The sequence below is a fragment of the Kitasatospora sp. NPDC059408 genome (assembly GCF_042751525.1).
GTDB lineage: Bacteria > Actinomycetota > Actinomycetes > Streptomycetales > Streptomycetaceae > Kitasatospora.
Map to the genome: position 1 here is coordinate 99,527 of NZ_JBHYWI010000027.1, position 14,165 is coordinate 113,691.

Annotated in this window: 14 protein-coding genes; 11 read left to right on the forward strand and 3 right to left on the reverse strand. The window is 74.6% G+C overall.

Annotated elements, in window-relative coordinates:
• Window positions 1–142: 142 nt before the first annotated feature.
• Window positions 143–454: a tetratricopeptide repeat protein gene (locus tag ACFXDE_RS19840; RefSeq protein WP_380495968.1), complete on the reverse strand. Its 312-nt coding sequence runs from the start codon at window positions 452–454 to the stop codon at window positions 143–145.
• A 137-nt stretch (window positions 455–591) separates the two neighbouring features.
• Entirely contained in the window at window positions 592–1,293 is a 702-nt protein-coding gene (locus tag ACFXDE_RS19845) for an alpha/beta fold hydrolase (RefSeq protein ID WP_380495970.1), read from the reverse strand.
• A gap of 634 nt (window positions 1,294–1,927) precedes the next feature.
• Here ACFXDE_RS19845 and ACFXDE_RS19850 point away from each other — a divergent pair.
• The 10 genes from ACFXDE_RS19850 to ACFXDE_RS19895 all read left to right on the forward strand — a co-directional run bounded on the left by ACFXDE_RS19850 (window position 1,928) and on the right by ACFXDE_RS19895 (window position 12,771).
• A complete protein-coding gene (locus ACFXDE_RS19850; RefSeq protein ID WP_380495972.1) occupies window positions 1,928–3,406 on the forward strand; it encodes a nitroreductase family protein in 1,479 nt (492 codons plus the stop codon).
• A 5-nt stretch (window positions 3,407–3,411) separates the two neighbouring features.
• Window positions 3,412–4,854, forward strand: a complete 1,443-nt coding sequence (locus tag ACFXDE_RS19855; RefSeq protein ID WP_380495974.1) for a class I adenylate-forming enzyme family protein — start codon at window positions 3,412–3,414, stop codon at window positions 4,852–4,854.
• 53 nt (window positions 4,855–4,907) lie between these two features.
• Entirely contained in the window at window positions 4,908–5,171 is a 264-nt protein-coding gene (locus tag ACFXDE_RS19860; protein WP_380446824.1) for a phosphopantetheine-binding protein, read from the forward strand.
• Entirely contained in the window at window positions 5,164–5,949 is a 786-nt protein-coding gene (locus tag ACFXDE_RS19865; protein WP_380495976.1) for a dihydrodipicolinate reductase C-terminal domain-containing protein, read from the forward strand. The genes ACFXDE_RS19860 and ACFXDE_RS19865 overlap by 8 nt, the downstream gene beginning before the upstream one ends.
• On the forward strand, window positions 5,946–6,695 hold the full coding sequence (locus ACFXDE_RS19870) for a class II aldolase/adducin family protein (protein WP_380446819.1): 750 nt from the start codon (window positions 5,946–5,948) through the stop codon (window positions 6,693–6,695). Before ACFXDE_RS19865 ends, ACFXDE_RS19870 begins: the two co-directional genes overlap by 4 nt.
• A gap of 56 nt (window positions 6,696–6,751) precedes the next feature.
• Window positions 6,752–7,891 (forward strand): acyl-CoA dehydrogenase family protein, encoded by a 1,140-nt coding sequence (locus ACFXDE_RS19875; protein ID WP_380495978.1) that lies wholly within the window; start codon window positions 6,752–6,754, stop codon window positions 7,889–7,891.
• Between the two features lie 95 nt (window positions 7,892–7,986).
• Window positions 7,987–9,363, forward strand: a complete 1,377-nt coding sequence (locus ACFXDE_RS19880; protein ID WP_380495981.1) for a condensation domain-containing protein — start codon at window positions 7,987–7,989, stop codon at window positions 9,361–9,363.
• Window positions 9,360–10,409, forward strand: a complete 1,050-nt coding sequence (locus tag ACFXDE_RS19885; protein WP_380495983.1) for a polysaccharide deacetylase family protein — start codon at window positions 9,360–9,362, stop codon at window positions 10,407–10,409. The genes ACFXDE_RS19880 and ACFXDE_RS19885 overlap by 4 nt, the downstream gene beginning before the upstream one ends.
• Window positions 10,410–10,443: 34 nt before the next feature.
• Window positions 10,444–11,718, forward strand: coding sequence for an MFS transporter (locus ACFXDE_RS19890; RefSeq protein WP_380495985.1), 1,275 nt, complete (start codon window positions 10,444–10,446; stop codon window positions 11,716–11,718).
• Window positions 11,719–12,072: 354 nt separating this feature from the next.
• On the forward strand, window positions 12,073–12,771 hold the full coding sequence (locus ACFXDE_RS19895; protein WP_380442730.1) for a DUF4232 domain-containing protein: 699 nt from the start codon (window positions 12,073–12,075) through the stop codon (window positions 12,769–12,771).
• 145 nt (window positions 12,772–12,916) lie between these two features.
• Here ACFXDE_RS19895 and ACFXDE_RS19900 read toward each other — a convergent pair whose 3' ends face one another.
• Window positions 12,917–13,345 carry a DUF3052 family protein gene (locus tag ACFXDE_RS19900; protein ID WP_380495987.1) on the reverse strand — a complete coding sequence of 143 codons (429 nt, stop codon included), beginning with the start codon at window positions 13,343–13,345 and terminating at the stop codon, window positions 12,917–12,919.
• 158 nt (window positions 13,346–13,503) lie between these two features.
• Between ACFXDE_RS19900 and ACFXDE_RS19905 the strand changes: the two genes are divergently transcribed.
• Window positions 13,504–14,076 (forward strand): transglutaminase family protein, encoded by a 573-nt coding sequence (locus ACFXDE_RS19905; protein ID WP_380495989.1) that lies wholly within the window; start codon window positions 13,504–13,506, stop codon window positions 14,074–14,076.
• Window positions 14,077–14,165: the final 89 nt, after the last annotated feature.

Consider the following 14,165-nt stretch of genomic DNA (forward strand, 5'->3'; position numbering starts at 1 on the left):
GCGGCGGCCCCTCCTTCTGGGGGGGGGGGGGGGGCCGGGGGGGGGGGGGGGGGGGGGGGGGCCCCCCCCCCCCCCCCCCCACCACCGTGTCCGCGGGAAGCCGCCGCCGAAGCCGAAGGGGCCCCGCCGGGCACGGGCCGGCTCAGGACGCGGCCAGGGACTCCAGCCCGTCGAGGCTGTCGTCGGTCACCTTCGCGAGGCCCGTGCGACGGGCGAGGGCCAGGGCCCGGGTCCAGCAGTCCCGGGCGGCGCCGGTCCGTCCGGAGCAGGCGTGCACGGTGGCGGTCGTGTGCAGGGCCACGGCGGCGGCGCTGCGATCCCCGAGCGCCTCGGCGGTGGACAGCGCCTCGGCCAGGGCCTCCAGGGCCTCCTGCCCCCGGCCGAGCGCGGCCAGGGACGCGCCCAGGCCGGTCGGCGTCGTGGGCACCACGGAGGGCAGTTCGCGGCGGAACACCTCCCCTGCCGCCCTCCGCCCCGACTCTCTTCCGACCGCCCCGACCGCCCCGACCGCCCCGACCGCCGTTACCCCGGACACCGGCTGGGGCGCCTGAGCGCGCCGAAGGACCCCGCCCGCCCGCACGGCACCCGCGGCTACGCGGGCACCGTGCGCAGCAGCGCGTCCGCCAGTTCCCGGGGGCGGCTGAGTGCGGCCAGATGGCCGCCGGGGATCTCCTCGATCTCCAGGCCCAGCCGCTCCCGGACGATCCCGCGCTGGAACTCCAGGGGGAAGAAGCGGTCCTCCCGCCCCTGGAGGAAGCGGGTCGGCACCTGCGGCCAGCGCGTCAGCGGCCACGGCTGGGCGAACAGCGCGGAGGGCGGCGGCGAGCCGCCGGCGGACAGCGCCTCCTCGGTCACCTCGGCCGGGACGTCGTGGAAGAAGTCGGTCCGCAGGTCGAACCCGGGATCGGGGCCGCGCCCGGTGGCCGCCGCGTAGTCGGAGCGGGCCTCGGCCTGGCCGGTGTCCTCCCACCACTGCCCGGCCGTTTCCCCGGGGGCCGGGACCATGGCGTTGAGCAGCACCAGCTCGGCGACGGGCACCGGCAGCCGCCCGCACACCAGCGGAGCCGAGAAGCCCGCGAGGGACTGCGCCACCAGGACCAGGGGAGTGGCGAGGCCGGCGTGCCGTTCCACCGCCGAGACGATCGCCTGCGCGAACTCTTCCAGGCCCGCCGAGTCGTCGCCCGGCAGGTCCATCGTGACCACGTCGTGCCCCCGGTCCCGCAGCTCGGGCACCAGCCGGTGCCAGAACCAGGCCCGGCCGTCGGCCCCGGGAACGAGCGTGAAGGTCGCCATCGCGGTCCTCCTCCTTGCGGGTCGCCACCCGCACGCCTCCTGTGTGCCCTTCGACGCTATCGGGCACCACCGACACCGGCCCGGCCGGCGGCGGCCGGGACGAATTGCCGAGGTTGTCCGGGGTGTCGGTGAGGGGCGGGCAATCCGTATTGATGTCCGATCCGCATTGATGTCCGATTCACAGCATTCACCCGGTTGGCTGGATTCATCCTGCGGCGTCATCGGGATTGGTCTTGACCATTGCCCGGCGTGCTTGGCATGCTGGCAACGGCCGTAACCGATCATGGGTTCACGTGGTTCGGGCCGTGGATCGGTTATGTGCCACATTGTGAGACGGGGGACGAATGGGCGAGTGGTCGCCGGGGGCGGCGCGGCACGGCCGGTGCCGCGCGGTCGAATGACCGTCGAATAGTCCGTCTCGCGATCCGAGAACCCGTCGGTGCTGGTCGAGGGCAGTGGAAATGCCCCGCCGAGGGCACCGTTGCAAGCTTTTGCGGTATCCCCCCACATTTTCCTCCGTGGTGCACCGGGCTGCCGAAAAGCGCGGTGGGCCGATTTCGCCTGCCCGCTTTTCCGGCCGCCTCCCGCATGCGTATTTGGTGGATTGCCAGAGAATTGGAGGTCTGCGTCAGACGTGCAAGGAAATCTGATCACCCAGGAGTCCGTGGCGGTCGCCGACGCGCCCCGGGGCGCGTGCGCGGGCCGCGCCGACGAGCTGTGGGCCCGGGTGGCCCTGCCGCCGGCGTCGCCCGAGCCGCCCGCCGAGCCCGTCGCCGCCCCGGGCCTGCGCCGCGCCCTGTCGATGGTGGACGAGGGCGTGTTCACCAGCCGCGCCAACCGGGCCTGCGGCTCGTACGTGGCGCGGGCGGTGCCGTCGGCCGGGGCCGTGTACCCGTACGAGTTCGCCGTCCTCGCCGTGGAGGACGGGGTGCCGACGGCCTACCGGCTGGACGCCGACCGCCGCATCTGCGCCCGGCTGGCCGCGGGGGAGCGGGTCGCCGCCGCGCTGGCGGCGTCCGCGCTGGCCGTCCCGGACGACGGCGGAGCCCTGGTGGTCACCCTCACCCGGCCCTGGCTGTCGATGCGCAAGTACGGCGACCGCGGATACCTGTACACCCAGCTCGACGCGGGCCACGCGGCCGCCAACCTCGTCCTGGCCGCGGCCGGCCGCGGGGCGCGGGGGACGCTGCGGCTGCGCTTCCCGAGGGAGCCCCTCTCGGAGCTGCTGGAGGCGGGCGAGAACCACCGGGAGATCCACTCCGCGGTCCTGGTGCCGGCCGCCGCGGACACGGCGGGCGCGGCCGACGGGCCGTGGACCCGCTGGACGGTGCACGACAGCACCGACCGGGACCTGCGCGGGCCCACCTGGCGGTCGTGGCTGGAGAGCGCGTGCTGGGACTCCCTCGCCGTGTGGCCCGAGCACCCCGGCTCTCCGGCACCCCGCACCGCGCCCGCTCCACTGGCGCACATCCGGACCGACCGTCGGACATCGCCCGGTGAAGGCGGCCTGGGGGAGCGGAGCGGATGGCCGGAGCTGATCGGGACGCGCGTCTCCAGCAAGGCGTTCACCGGCGAACCCGTCTCCGCGGACGCCGTCTGGCGGGCGGTCTCGGCCCTGTCGACACCGCTGGAGACCGACCTGCCCGGCATCTCCCCGCTGTCCGCCACCCTCGTCCTGCGCTCGACGACCGAGCCCGGGCGGGACGCGGTGTACCGGCTGGACACCGGTGAGCGGCAGCCGGGCCGGCTGCCGTCCACCGACGAGGTGGCCCGGGCCTGCATGCAGCAGCGCGCCCTCGCCGGGGCCGGCGCCGTCCTGCTGCTGCACGTGCCGCGCACCTCGCTCGCCGGCGCCGGCTCGGCCGCCGGCGCCGAGAGCCTGCGCGAACTCGCCTTCCGCTGCGGCGCGTTGGGCCAGTTGCTCTACCTCGGTGCGAACCGCGCGGAGGTCGGGGTGACCGCCATCGGCGGCTTCGACTCGTCGCTGTGGCGCACGCTGGCGGGGCTGCCGGAGGACGACGAGATCCTCTACGCCCTGCTGCTCGGCCGCCCGGACGACTCGGGCGTCAAGTTCGACCGGCTTGCCACCGCGCACGCCCAGAACGAGCGGTGAACCCGATGAACCCCGTCCTTCCCGGTGTCCTCACCGAAGTCCTCGCCCGCCACGGCGACCGCGTCGCCGTCACCGACGCGGGCGGATCGCTGCGCTACGCCGAACTCGCCGACCGGGCCCGCGCCGCCGCGGAGCGCATCGCCCGCTTCGACGTACCGGACGAGCGCGCCAGGGTCGGCCTCTACGCCACCAACTCCGTGGACTACGTGGTCGGTTACCTCGCGGTGCTGTTCGCCGGCGGCGTCCCGTTCCTGGCCGACTCGGCCTTCGGGCCGTTCGAACTCTCCCGGATCGCCGAGGACTGCGGGCTGGACCTGCTGATCCACGCCCCGGGCGCGGACGTCGACGCCATCGTGGACGAAACCCCTCAGGGAGACGGCGAGTTCGGCGCCCTCACGGTCAGCCGGGTGCGCCGCTCCGAGACCCCCCGACCGCAGCTGCTGGACGACACCGAGGTCTGCCGCTTCACCTCCGGCTCCACCGGACGGCCCAACTGCATCGAGTTCTCCGGCGCGGCGGTGTCCGCGGCGGCCGCCAACTGGGTCGAGGGAACCGGCCTCTCGGCCGAGGACCGGATCGCCTGCTTCGCCGCGCTCTCCAACGGCCTGGCCTTCAACACCTCGCTGCTGGCGGCCTTCCTGCCGGGCGCCTCGCTGCACCTGTCGCACGGCCTGCCCACCGCCACCCGCGTCGTACGGCTCCTGGAGAGCACCGCCGCCACCCGGCTGGTGGCCTTCCCCGCGCTGTACGAGTCGATCGTGCGGCGCGCGCCGAAGGAGGGCTTCGCCGGCGTGCGCACCGCGATCTCCTCCGGCGCCCCGCTGCGCGAGAGCGTCCGCGAGGAGTTCACCCGGCTCACCGGCGTGCCCGTCCACAACTACTACGGCGTCGCCGAGACCGGTCCGCTGACGTTCGCCGCCGACGGCGCCGGCAGCGGGCTCGGGGCACCCCTGCCCGGTGTGCGGCTGCTCGCCCCGGAGGAGGGCATCCGGGTCCGGAGCGAGTCGATGGGCTCGCGCTACCTCAACGCCCCCGGCGTCTTCGAGGAGCGCGTCGACGCCGAGGGCTACTACCGCACCGGCGACCAGGGCCACCTGGTCGACGGCGCGCTCCACCTGACCGGACGCACGAGCCGGCTGGTCAACGTGGGCGGGCGCAAGATCGACCCGATCGAGATCGCCGAGGTGCTGCGCGGAGCCCCCGGAGTGCTGGACGCGGTCGCCTTCGAGGCCGAGAACCAGCACGGCGAACCGACCCTGGCCGCCGTCGTCGCCGTCGAACCCGGCGTCACCGCACAGTCCCTGCGCGCCCACTGCGCGGCCACGCTCCCCGCGTTCAAGGTGCCCGGAATCCTCCGCCCGGTGGACAGCATTCCGGCGAACTCGATCGGCAAGCCGTCCATCGAGCGCCTGCGGCGGCTGCTCACCGAGCCGTCCCCCGGCAACTGACCCCCAAGACCTCTAAGACCTCCAAGACCCCTTACGAGACACAGGAATTCCCCATGGACAACACCGCCCTGCGCGCCAAGATCCTTGAACTCGCCATCGCGGCCGGGGACGGCAGCGTCTCCGCCGACGAACTCGCCGGCGCCGATTACTCGCTCCGCGACGTCGGGTACTCCTCGCTCTCCTACATGCGCCTGATCGACAGCATCGAGAACGAGGTCGGCGTCTACCTGGACCCGGAAGCGCCCATCGAGCACTACGAGTCCATCGACTCCGTCACGGCCCTCGTCGTCGCCAGCGGCATCGGCGCCGATGCCTGAGGCCCCGACGCCCGGGCAGCCCCGCCCCACCATCGGGATCGTCGGCCTCGGCCGGCTCGGCTCGGCGCTGAGGTCGCTCTGCGAGGCGGACGGGACGGGGGTCACCCTCACCGCCACCCGCCGCGGCGGCTGGGCCGCCGAGGCCGTCCCGGACGTCCTCGTCGACGCCAGCGCGCCCGACGCACATCCCGAGGTCCTCGACTACTGCGCCACCCGCCGGGTCCCGCTCGTCGCCTGCGTGTCCAACCTGACGGACACCCAGTGGAAGGCGCTGGCGGAACTGGCCCAGGAGGTGCCGGTGGTCCGGGCCACCAACCTCGCCTTCGGCCACTACCTGCAGGTGCGCATCGCCGAGCTCACCGCCGCCCTCACCACGGGCCGCTTCGAGGCGACCACCACCGTCCGGGAGCGCCACCCGCTCGGCAAGGCGCACCGGCCGAGCGCCACCGCGCTGGCACTGGCGGACACCTGGGCGCGGGCCGGCGGCCCGGCGGTGGCCGACATCTCCGACGAGCGGGCCGGACTGCCCGTCAGCGAGCACGAGCTGACCCACACCTGGGACGGCGAGGCGCTGCACGTGCGCCACCACGTCGGCAGCTGGGCGGTGCCCGCCCGGGGCGCACTGGCCGCCGCCGCCTGGGCCCGCACCGCGCCCCCCGGCCTGGTCACCATGCGCACGGTCTTCGACGAACTGACCGCCCCCACACACCCGACCGCCCCCACACACCCGACGGGCCCGACACACCCGACGACCCCGACCGCGAGGAGCGCGACATGACCACCGCCGAACCGGTGCCGCCGACCCCGGCCGAACGCCGGCTCGTCCTCCAGGTGGCGACCGGCGCCCGGATGCTCTCCCTCGACGGCCACGACGACTTCAACCAGGGCCAGATCTCCGCCCGGATCCCCGGCCGCGACGAGTTCTTCATCAAGAACGCGCTGGTGGGCTTCGACGAGGCCACCCCGGAGAACGTCGTGCGCTGCCCGGTGGACCACACCCTGCCCGCGCCGCCCCTGGCCCCGCCGGAACTGCCGCTGCACCAGGCCATCTACCGGGCCCGCCCGGACGTCAACGGCATCGTCCACAGCCACGCGCCCCACACCCTGCTGTTCGGCGCCACCGACCTGCCGATGCGCCCGATCTCGCACGACGGCGCCTACTTCCGCGACCGCATCGGCCTGTTCACCGAGACCAGCAACACCGTCCTCGACATCGAGACCGGCGACCACATCGCCAGGGACCTCGGCGAGCACCCGGCCGTCCTGCTGCGCAACCACGGCGGCGTGATCGTCGGCAAGAGCGTGCGGCACGCGTCCGTCTTCGCCCAGGTGCTGGAACGGGCCTGCCGGCTCCAGCTGACGGCCGAGGGCACCGGCGTCCCGTACACCTGGTCCACCGAGCGGGACGTGGCCGCCAAGCAGGACTTCATCTACGCCGACCTCTCCGTGCGCTCCTACTGGGACTACGCCGTCCGCAAGGTCGCCCGGCACTGGCCGGAGACCGCCGCCTGGGGCCTGGCCTGACCCAGGGCGTGCCCCAACCCCGCCCACCCCACCCGAACACCCACGGAGGTCGTCCGTTGAAGGTCCAGCGCATCCTGCCCACCGAGGAGGCGGCCGATCTGCTCGGCCTGGTCCGGGAGATCGCGGCCGGTGAACTCGCGCCCCGCATCGCCGAGTTCGAAGCGGCCCACGAGTTCCCCCGGGAGATCGTGCGCACCCTGGGCAAGGCCGGGCTGCTGAGCCTGCCGTACCCCGAGGAGTACGGCGGCGCAGGCCAGCCCTACGAGGTCTACCTCCAGGCGCTGGAGGAGATCGCCTACCACTGGTTCGCGGTGGCCGAGGCGGTCAACGTGCACAACCTCGCCTGCTTCGGCACCGCCGCCTACGGCACGCAGGCGCAGCGCGAGGACCTGCTGCCCGGCATGCTCAGCGGCGAACTCCTGGGCGCCTACTGCCTGTCCGAGGCGGAGGCCGGTTCGGACGCGGCCTCGCTCACCACCCGCGCGGTGCGCCAGGACGACGGCTACCGCGTCACGGGGACGAAGGCGTGGGTCACCCACGCCGGGCACGCCGACTTCTACAACGTGTTCGCCCGCACCGGCGGCCCGGGGGCCCGGGGCCTGTCCTGCCTGGTGGTCCCCGGCGGCACGCCGGGCATGGTGGTGCACGAGCCGGAGCGCAAGCTCGGCGTGTGGGCCAACCCCACCGCCCAGGTCGGCTTCGAGGACGTCCGAGTGCCGGCCGAGCGGCTGATCGGCCGGGAGGGCAAGGGCTTCCTGATCGCGATGGGCGCCCTGGACTGCGGCCGGCTGGGCATCGCGGCCTGCGCGGTCGGCATCGCCCAGGCCGCCGCCGACTACGCGGTGCGCTACGCCAAGGAGCGCCGCCAGTTCGGGCAGCGGATCATCTCCTTCCAGGGCGTCGGCTTCATGCTCGCCGACATGGCCACCCAGATCGCCGCGGCCCGGGCGCTCACCCTGGCCGCCGCCCGGCTGAAGGACGCCGGCCGGCCGTACTCGCTGGAGGCGGCGAAGGCGAAGCTGTTCGCCACCGACGTGGCGATGAAGGTGACCACCGACGCGGTGCAGGTGCTCGGCGGCGCCGGCTACGTCGCCGACCACCCGGTGGAGCGCTGGATGCGCGAGGCCAAGCTGCTGCAGATCGTCGAGGGCACCAACCAGATCCAGCGCATGGTCATCGCCCAGGGCCTGGACTAGGGCTTGCCCTGAAGCCGTCCCCACACCCCCGCCCCCACACCCCCGCCACCACGCACCGCCTCGCACGAGGCAACCGAAGGGAAGTTCGGAACACGATGACCACGGTCGAGGAACGGACCATCACACTGGACTCCGCGAGGTCCGGAACCGGCCCGGCCACCTGGGGGCAGCGGGCGATCTGGGGGGTCGTCACCCGGCTGGGCGACGACGCCCCCCGGTACAACCTGCGGCTCGACCTGCCCCTGACCCCGCCGCGCCCCGCCGCCCGCGTCCTCGCGGACCTGGCGGAGCTGCTGCGGATGCACGACAGCCTGCACACCCGGCTGCTGCCGGCCGGTGAGGACGGGCTGGAGCAGGTCGTGGACGGCAGCGGCGAGCTTGCGGTGGCGGTGCGGACGTGCTCCGCGCAGCAGGCCCCGGCCGTCGGCGCGGCCCTGACGGAGGAACTGGCGGGCCGCCCCTTCGACCACGCATGCGAGTGGCCCTTCCGGGTCGGCCTCGTGGAGTGCGAGGGCCTGGTCCACCGCCTGGCGCTGGCGGCCTCGCACACCGCGATGGACCTGTGGGGCGAGGGACGGATGCTGCGCGACCTCGCCCTGATCGAGGCGGGGGAGCGCGCCGAGGACCTGCTGCGCTCGCGCCCCGCCCTCCAGCCGATGGAGGCCGCCGCCGTCCAGGCCTCGCCGCTCGGGCGCCGCCGCGACGAGGGCGCCCGCCGCTACTGGTGCGAACGGCTGGCCGCCGGCCCCCGGCAGATCTTCCGGGAGCCCGCCGCGCCGGAACTCAGGGTCACCGACCCCGGCCGCCTGTTCCCCAACGCGCTGCTGCGCTCGCCCGCGCTGGCCGTGGCCGTCGAGCAGGTGGCGGCGGACCTCGGGGTGAGCGACGCCGCGGTGCTGCTGGGCGCGGCCTCCCACCAGCTGGCCCGGATGTCCGGCAGCGGCGACGTGCTGTTCCAGGTGGTCGTGAGCAACCGCTTCCAGCCGGCCGCCGCCGAGTCGGTCAGCACGATGGCGCAGGAGGCGGTGTTCCTCCTCACCGACGCCGACCAGGACTTCGCGGACGCGGTGCGCCGCACCCGGTCCGTCTCCTTCAGCGCGTTCCGGCACGCGGGCTACGACAAGTGGGCGCTGGAGCGGGAGGTGGCACGGCTGGTCGAGCGCGGCGAGGCGGGCGACCACTCGTACTGGTGGAACGACACCCGGGACCCGGGCAGCGGACCGTTCGACACCGTCGAGCGCCCGAAGGCACCGCTCGGCGAACTGGCCGCGCGCACCGAACTGAGCTGGCCGACGGACTTCCTGCCCCGTGCGAACGTCTCGATCGCGGTGGACGTGCTGACCGCCCCCGGCGTCCTGGAACTCGCCATGACCGCCGACCCGGCGATCATCACCCGCCCGGGCATGGAGCAATTCCTGCGCGGCGTCGAGCAGTTGATCGTCACCGCGGCGCTCGCCCTGGGGGAGGAGTGAGCGCGCGCTACGCGGGAATCGCCTGGACGGGCGTGGGCTACGAGGTCGAGGTCGTCGACGGCGCCGGGCGCAGGGCGGCCGAGCCGAGCCGCTGGGGCGCCGCCGAGGTCGCCGAACTCATGGCCTGGATCAGGGAGTTGGGCGGCTCCGGCCGCGTGCCGGCCGTGGTGCTCGACAGCACCAACGGCCTGCTCGACGGCCCGATGACGGCGGCTGGCCTGGAGGTGTTCCGCGCCGACCCCTGGGTGCTGCCGCCCCGGCCGGGATTCGGCTCCGTCCCGGCCGCGCGCCTGGCGGAGCAGGCCTGGAGCGCCCCCGGCACGCTGGCGCGGGTGACCGCCGAGGGCGGCAGCCTGACCGGCCGCGCCGAGGAGTACCACGAGGTCGTGCGGCGCACCGAGCCGATCCGGACGGCGATGACGGCCGCCGGACGCTGCTTCGAGCACGGCCGCCGGGACGTGGCGCGGGTCGCGCTCACCTTCGACGACGGCCCCGATCCGGTGCATACCCGGCGGGTGCTGGAGATCCTGGACCGCTACCGCGTCCGGGCGACGTTCTTCTGCGTCGGCCACCACGTCACGGCCCTGCCCGACGAGGTGCGCCGGATCGCCGCGGCCGGCCACGAGGTGGGCAACCACTCCTGGTCCCACCCGTACCTGCCGGACCTGACACCGGACCAGCTGCGCGAGCAGCTCGACCGCACCACGGAGGCGGTGGCCCGGGTCACCGGCACGGCCCCCACCCGGTTCCGCCCGCCCTACGGCGCGCTGAGCCCCGAAGGCCTCGCCGCCCTCGACGAGCACCCGACCGCCCTCACGCTGTGGGACGTCGACTCCCGCGACTGGTCCAGACCCGGGCCGGAGCGCATCGCCGCCACCGTCCTGGAGTCCGCCGGCCCTGGCTCGGTGGTGCTGATGCACGAGGGCGCCGGCGACCGCGGCCAGACCGTCCAGGCCCTCCCGGCCATCATCGAGGGCCTGCTCGACCGCGGCCTGGAACCGGTCACCGTCGGGGAGCTCGACCCGCCGCCCGTCACCCGACCCTGAACACCACGACCGACAGCTGGAGCAACGACACGCCATGACAGATCAGTTGGCAGACCACACCACGGCGGCGCCCTCGAAGGCCCCGTCGGCAGGGGAGCAGGTGTCCGGGGAGCCGGCGATCTGGTCCCGCAACTTCCGGTACTACTTCACCGCCCGCAGCGCGGGCCTGCTCAGCTGGGCGATGCTCCCGGTCGCCGTCTCGGCCGGCCTGCTCAGCGGCGGCTACGGCCTGGACACCGCCGGCTACTCGATGGCCTTCCTGGTGGGCCCGTTCGCCGGCCTGGTGCTGTTCGGCGGCGTCCTCGCGGACCGCTTCACCGCCCGCCGCATGATGATCGCCGCCGACCTCGCCAACCTCGTCGCCCACACCCTCCTCGCGTCCCTGTTCATCCACGGCATCGACCACCTCTGGCAGCTGTACACCCTGCTCGTCGTCGCCGGCACCGCCAACGCCATGTTCCAGCCCGGCGCCTCCTCGACCGTCCCCCTCGTCTCCCGCGACGTCCAGGGCGCCAACGGCGTCCTGCGCACCTCCGAGGCCCTCACCGGCCTCGGCGGCCCGGCCCTGGCCGGCGCCCTCGTCGGCCTCGGCGCCACCGGCTGGGTGATGGTGATCTCCGCCCTCGCCTACGCCACCAGTGCCACCTGCCTGTTCGTCCTGCGCCTGGGCGCCGTCCCCGCCCCGCCGGCCGGCGAGAGCCTGTGGCACAACCTCGCCGTCGGCTGGCACGAATTCCGCTCCCGCAGCTGGCTGTGGGGCGTCATCGTCATCTGGATGGTCTTCGCCGTCCTGTCCTGGGGGCCGCAGCTGTCCGTCGCCGCCGGCGTCATCGTCCCCGAGCACGGCGCCACCGCCTTCGGCCTCCTCAACTGCGCCCTCGGCGCGGGCACCGTCGCGGGCGGCCTGATCGCGATCCGCTACAAGCCCGAACGCCCCCTGGCCGCCGGCGCCGCCGCCATGCTCGCCTACCCGCTCTACCCGCTCGGCATCGTCCTGGACTGGCCCGTCTGGCTCCTCGCCGCCGCCCAGCTCGCGGTCGGCGTCGGCATCGGCATCTGGGGCGTCATGTGGGCCACCAGCGTCCAGACCCAGGTCCCCGGCGAGGTCCTCAACCGCGTCCACGCCTACGAAGTCGCCGGCTCCGTCGGCATGTACCCCATCGGCAGCGCCCTCGCCGGCCCCGCCGTCGGCGCCTTCGGCACCGACCGGGTCCTCCAGGTCGGCGCCGGCGTGGCCCTCTGCACCGCCGCCGCCCTCCTCCTCACCCGCCCCATCCGCAACCTGCGCCGAGTCCCCGCCCAAGCCTGACCACCCCGTCACCCGCACGGCCGCTGACCTGCTACTGTTCTTCCCGTCGGGTGGAAACGATCTCCCGAACAGGCGTCAGCGGTGCTACCAGAGCACGTCCTACTTTCAGTAGGAAGAGTCCGTGCGACCCGGGCCTGGCGCTCCATCACCGGACGAGGTCCGGCACCCACCAGGGTGCCGGACCTCTTTCGCGTCCCGCCCCGAGTACCGTTGCGGCCGGTCGGCCAAGGGCGGAAAAAGGTCTCGTCACCGTCCTGTCACAGCCGCCCGCCTGAGGAACCGACGGCGCAACGGCGGTGTGTACGGGGCAGGTGCCGGTACTGGACCGGTACCACTCGATCCTTCGGGGGAGACATGCAGCAGAACACGCAGTACGCGAAGAAGGCCCTCAGACCCGCGGTTGCCGTGGTCTCGGCCGCCGCGGCAGCCCTGGTGATCACGGCCTGCGGACCGGGGGACGACCAGCCCGCCACCACCGCGGCCCCGTCGTCGGCGGCGACCGCCCCGACCGCGCCGAGCACCACGCCCGCGGCCCCGGTCAAGGGCGCCACGCCCTCCGCCGCCCCCGTCACGGCCGCCGCGTCGTCCACGCCGTCCGGCGCGGCGGCGCCGACCTGCACGCCAGGCGACCTGAAGGTGGACGCCCACCAGGCGAAGCAGCGTCCCAACGGCACGGGCATCGGAGCGGCGATCGTCGCCTTCACCAACGGCTCCGCGCACCCGTGCACGCTGGAGGGCTTCCCGACGGTGGCCGGCGCGGCCAACGGCTCGCCGGACCACAACGCCCCGCTCGCCGTGACCCACACCGGCTCCGCCGCGCCCGTCAAGCTGGCCCCGGGCGGCAAGGCCTGGGTGAAGCTCACCTTCGTCCAGGTCCAGGGCGAGGCCGACGGCTACTGCGTCTCGGGCGCCACACCGGTCGCCTACCCCACCCTCGTGCTGGGCCTGCCGGGCGGCGCGGGAGCACACCAAGTGGCCCTGGACGACGGCCTGTTCGCCGAGTGCGACAACAAGGTGACCACCACCGCCCTGCTGGCCACCAGCCCCTCCTGACGCACACCGAGCGCGAGCCAGGCCGCGACCCGCCGGCCTGGTCCCGCACCCGCGCACCCCGTCGGCGCTGCGGCGCACCCCGTCAGGCCCGGGTGAACACCCGCCCGTCGAGGTCGTGGAGCCGCTCGGCCCGCGCCGGGCGCGGTCAGCGCCCGCCGAGGGTGAAGCGGAAGCCGTCCCAGCCCTCGGCGACGTCGGCGGGCCTCGCGGCGGGAAGGCCCGCGGCCCGGGCGGCGTCCCGGACGACGTCCGGCCCGACGTGGCCCTCCCGGCCGGACTCGGGGATCAGCAGCCAGATCAGGCCGCGCTCCTCGACCCCTCCCACCTCGTCGAGCGCGTAGGCGAGCAGGTCGGTGAGCTCGCCGTCCTCGGCGCGGAACCACAGGAGCACGGCGTCCATCACGCCCTCCAGGTCCAGGTCGAGGAGGCCCTGCCCGGCGACCGAGTCGACGCTGTCGTGCAGGCCCAGGTCGATGTCGTCGCCGTAGCCTTCCTCCCGGACGACCATGCCGTGCTCGAACCCGAGCCGCAGGGCGCGGTCGCCGCGCTCCTCCTTCTCCTCCGACGCCGCCATGCGTGGTGTTCCTTCCCGCCCCGGGGCGCCGACCGCCCCGCCGGCGAGCAGCCAACCAGACGCGTAGGACACCCCGGGTGTGCGGGCCCCGGGAAGCCCACTGTCCAGGGAGTGGAATTGCGCCCGCGGCCGGCGGTGCGCGCGACACCGTGGACACCATGATCCTTCAACCGGAGACCGACGACCTCGCCGCCTACCTCGCGGCGGACGAGGTGATCGACCACCAGCACCCCGAACTGCGGCGCCTGGCCGCCGAGCTGGCCACACCCGAGGCGGCCTTCCACCACGTGCGCGACCGGGTGTGGCACTCCGCCGACGCGGGCGCGTACAGCGGGGCGTTCCGCGCCTCCGAGGTGCTGGCCGCGCGCAACGCGATCTGCCACGGCAAGTCCCACCTGCTGGCCGCACTCCTGCGGGCCCAGGGTGTGCCGGCCGGCCTGTGCTACCAGCGCCTGGAGGACGGCGAGGGCGGCTTCGTGCTGCACGGCCTCAACGCCGTGCACCTGGACGGCCGCTGGTCGCGCCTGGACGCCCGGGGCAACCGCGAGGGCGTGGACGCGCGGTACGACCTGGAGACGGAACGGCTGGCCTGGCCGGTCCGCCCGGAGCTGGGCGAGCGCGACTACCCCGGCGTCTTCGCCGCCCCGCCCGCCCCGCTGCTCCGGGCGCTCGCCCGGGCGGTGCCGGGCGAGTCCGGCTACGGCTACCTCCCGGGCGAACTCCCGGACTGAGCGGAGGACCGCCGTGCCCCGGGGGGGCCGGTGGCCGTGTGGGGGCCCACCCGCGCCCGGGCGGGGCCGCCCCCGGGGCGGGGGGGGCA

What these genes read in the sequence shown, in the direction of transcription:
- ACFXDE_RS19845 (WP_380495970.1), bottom strand. Translation starts at nt 1,293, where the DNA reads ATGGCGACCTTCACGCTCGTTCCCGGGGCCGACGGCCGGGCCTGGTTC.
- ACFXDE_RS19855 (WP_380495974.1), top strand. Translation starts at nt 3,412, where the DNA reads ATGAACCCCGTCCTTCCCGGTGTCCTCACCGAAGTCCTCGCCCGCCAC.
- ACFXDE_RS19860 (WP_380446824.1), top strand. Translation starts at nt 4,908, where the DNA reads ATGGACAACACCGCCCTGCGCGCCAAGATCCTTGAACTCGCCATCGCG.
- ACFXDE_RS19865 (WP_380495976.1), top strand. Translation starts at nt 5,164, where the DNA reads ATGCCTGAGGCCCCGACGCCCGGGCAGCCCCGCCCCACCATCGGGATC.
- ACFXDE_RS19870 (WP_380446819.1), top strand. Translation starts at nt 5,946, where the DNA reads ATGACCACCGCCGAACCGGTGCCGCCGACCCCGGCCGAACGCCGGCTC.
- ACFXDE_RS19880 (WP_380495981.1), top strand. Translation starts at nt 7,987, where the DNA reads ATGACCACGGTCGAGGAACGGACCATCACACTGGACTCCGCGAGGTCC.
- ACFXDE_RS19890 (WP_380495985.1), top strand. Translation starts at nt 10,444, where the DNA reads ATGACAGATCAGTTGGCAGACCACACCACGGCGGCGCCCTCGAAGGCC.
- ACFXDE_RS19895 (WP_380442730.1), top strand. Translation starts at nt 12,073, where the DNA reads ATGCAGCAGAACACGCAGTACGCGAAGAAGGCCCTCAGACCCGCGGTT.
- ACFXDE_RS19900 (WP_380495987.1), bottom strand. Translation starts at nt 13,345, where the DNA reads ATGGCGGCGTCGGAGGAGAAGGAGGAGCGCGGCGACCGCGCCCTGCGG.
- ACFXDE_RS19905 (WP_380495989.1), top strand. Translation starts at nt 13,504, where the DNA reads ATGATCCTTCAACCGGAGACCGACGACCTCGCCGCCTACCTCGCGGCG.